Annotated in this window: 3 protein-coding genes; 1 reads left to right on the top strand and 2 read right to left on the bottom strand. The window is 75.8% G+C overall.

Annotation, left to right across the window (positions count from 1 at the left end):
• Window positions 1-110: 110 nt before the first annotated feature.
• Window positions 111-809, bottom strand: a complete 699-nt coding sequence (locus ABZ885_RS39025) for a response regulator transcription factor (protein WP_360199631.1) — start codon at window positions 807-809, stop codon at window positions 111-113.
• A 220-nt stretch (window positions 810-1,029) separates the two neighbouring features.
• On the bottom strand, window positions 1,030-1,938 hold the full coding sequence (locus tag ABZ885_RS39020) for a universal stress protein (protein ID WP_360199629.1): 909 nt from the start codon (window positions 1,936-1,938) through the stop codon (window positions 1,030-1,032).
• 384 nt (window positions 1,939-2,322) lie between these two features.
• Between ABZ885_RS39020 and ABZ885_RS39015 the strand changes: the two genes are divergently transcribed.
• On the top strand, window positions 2,323-2,706 hold a 384-nt coding region (locus ABZ885_RS39015), incomplete at its 3' end, for a universal stress protein (RefSeq protein WP_360199627.1).

Here is a 2,706-nt window from a genome sequence, read left to right as displayed (position 1 = left end):
TGCTGCTCCTGATGGAGCGGCGGGGCTGGATCTACTGGCGGCGGCGCAAACCCGGGATCGGGGCCGCCACGACGCGGCCGCGCCGGATCAGGCGAGCGCCGGGGGGCTGGTCAGCGGACGGACCGCCCCGGGCCGCGGTCCTGGCCCGCCAGGGTCTGGCCGGCGATGACGGCGGCCTGGACGCGGCGCTCGACGCCGAGCTTGGCGAGGAGACGGGAGATGTGGTTCTTGACGGTCTTCTCGGCGAGGTAGAGCCGCTGACCGATCTGCCGGTTGGTCAGCCCCTCACCGATCAGTGCGAGGACCTCCCGCTCGCGCTCCGTGAGCTGGGGGACCTCGGGCGCCGCGGGCTTGGCGTCGCCGCGCAGGCGGGCCATCAGCCGGGTGGCGGCGCCCGGATCGAGCATGGACTGCCCGGAGGCGACGGTCCGGACGGCCGAGACGAGGTCGGTGCCGCTGATCTGCTTGAGGACGTAGCCTGCGGCGCCCGCCATGATGGAGTCGAGCAGGGCGTCCTCGTCGTCGAACGAGGTGAGCATCAGGCAGGCCAGACCGGGCATGCGCGAACGCAGTTCGCGGCAGACGGTCACGCCGTCGCCGTCGGGCAGCCGCATGTCGAGGATCGCGACGTCCGGCTGCAGCGCGGGGATCCGGGCGAGGGCCTGCTCGGTGTTGGCCGCCTCACCGATCACCTGGAGGTCGGGTTCGGCGTCCAGCAGGTCGAACACGCCCCTGCGCACCACCTCGTGGTCGTCGAGGAGGAACACCTTGACGGGGTCTCCCCCTCGCTGCACCGCGCTGTCCGCCATCGTTTCTCCGTACTCCTGCATCCGCCGCCCGCACGCACGGCGGACCTCAGGGGGATTCTGCCGGATGCGCGGGCCCGGCCGCCAGGATCGCCCGGCCGTGCCCGTGCCGGGCGTCACCGCGGCACGTGACGAGGAGTCCGGTCACGGCGGGCGTGCCGGGGCCACGGCCGGGCGCCCCTGCCGCCGGTCTCCACGGGGCGGGCGCACGCGGCCCGCCGGCTCAGTCGTGCGGGACGACGGCGACCGGGGCCTGCGCGTGGTGGATCACGGCGTGGGCGACGGGGCCGAGGCGCAGCCCGACGTGGTGGGCGCGCCGTCGGCGGCCGATCACCACGAGCGCCGCGCCCGTGGCGGGGTCCACCACGGCTCCGGCGCCGGAGCCGATCCGGCTGTCCTCGACCACCACGACCTCCGGATACTTCTCGCGCCAGCCGGTCAGCGCCTCGGCGAGCAACTCGGCCTCGATGGCGCGGAACTGGTCGGTCTCGATCTGCGGGGTCACCCACCCGGCGTAGCCCCAGACCGGCGGGGGCTCCCAGCCGTGCACGGCGCACAGGACGGCACCGCGCGCCTCGGCCTGCCGGAAGGCGAAGTCGAGGACGGCGGCCGAGGGTGCCCGGGTGTCGATGCCCACGACCACTTCGGTGCCACCGGAGGCTTCGGCTGCGGTGGCCGCGGTCGAAGCAGCGGGGCCGCCGCTGCTCCCGCCATCCGCCGGGCGGACCAGGACGACCGGGACGTCGCAGCGCGCGGCGACGTCCCGGCCCACCGAGCCGAGCAGCAGCCGGTCGAAGCCGTTCAGTCCCCGCGAGCCGAGGACGAGCAGTTCGGCCGTGGCGGCGGTCTCGGCCAGGACGTGGGCCGGTTCGCCGCCGCCGACCAGTTCGGCCCGGATGTCGAGACCGGGGGCGGACCGGCCGAGCTCGCGCCGGGCGTCCGCGAGCATCCGGTCCGTCAGGGCACGGACGTCCGCCGGCTGTCCCGGGTCCGCATCGAGGTCGTCCTGCCAGGTCCGGGCGTGGACGAGGCGCAGGCGCAGGCCGCGGCGGACGGCCTCGTCGGCCGCCCATCGTGCCGCCGCGAGACTCTGCGGCGAACCGTCGACAGCGGCCAGGACGTCACGGGTCATGTTCTTCCTCCACGGGGGAATCGGTCGGCGCCCGGCGGGATCCCTGGGATCTCACGTCCGCCGGTCGGCAGGTCCCGCACAGCGTCCACCAGCCGGGTGGCCGCGGCGGAGGGCCGCCCGGGCCCTGCCGATGGGGCCACAGGTCCCCGCCCCGGGCGCGGAGGAGTGCCCCGGCCGGCCCTGTGCCCGACCGTGCCCGGAGCGTGAGGATGGCGGGAGCGTGACGACAACCGAAGCGTGACGACGGCCGGAACGCGCACCACCGTTCCGTGGACGCCTGCGGCCGTGCCCGGCGTCGACAGGAACGGCACGCGCCCGGGGTGACCGACCGGCCCCGGACCGCCCGACCGCTTCCACGCGGCCGGCTTCGAGGAGCTGATGACCATGGACCTGCCCGTCACCGTCGGCGTGGACGCGTCGGCTGCCGCCCTGGCGGCCGCGGACTGGGCCGCAGGCGAAGCCCTGCTGCGCGGGCGTCCGCTGCGCGTCCTGCATGCCCTGCCCCTGATGCCGCACCTGCTGCCCTCGTGGACCGCCGGGGTCGTGCCGAGCGGGCACGACCTGCTCCAGGAGGTCCGGCACGTTCTGGCGCGACGCCACCCGCAGGTGTGCGCGCACACGGAGGAGGTCCACGACATCGCCACCGCGGCGCTCGTGGCGGCCGCCGAGGACGCCGAACTGCTGGTGCTCGGGGCGCGCGGGGACGAACACCGGCGGCTGCAGCGAGAGCAGTTCCAGCCGGCCGCCGTCCGCCTCCGCGAGGTCGCG

Origin of the sequence: Kitasatospora sp. NPDC047058 (genome assembly GCF_040643935.1) — a bacterium.
Lineage (GTDB): Bacteria > Actinomycetota > Actinomycetes > Streptomycetales > Streptomycetaceae > Kitasatospora.
The sequence above is the reverse complement of the archived record's forward strand: the minus strand, read 5'-3'. Positions and strand labels throughout refer to the sequence as shown.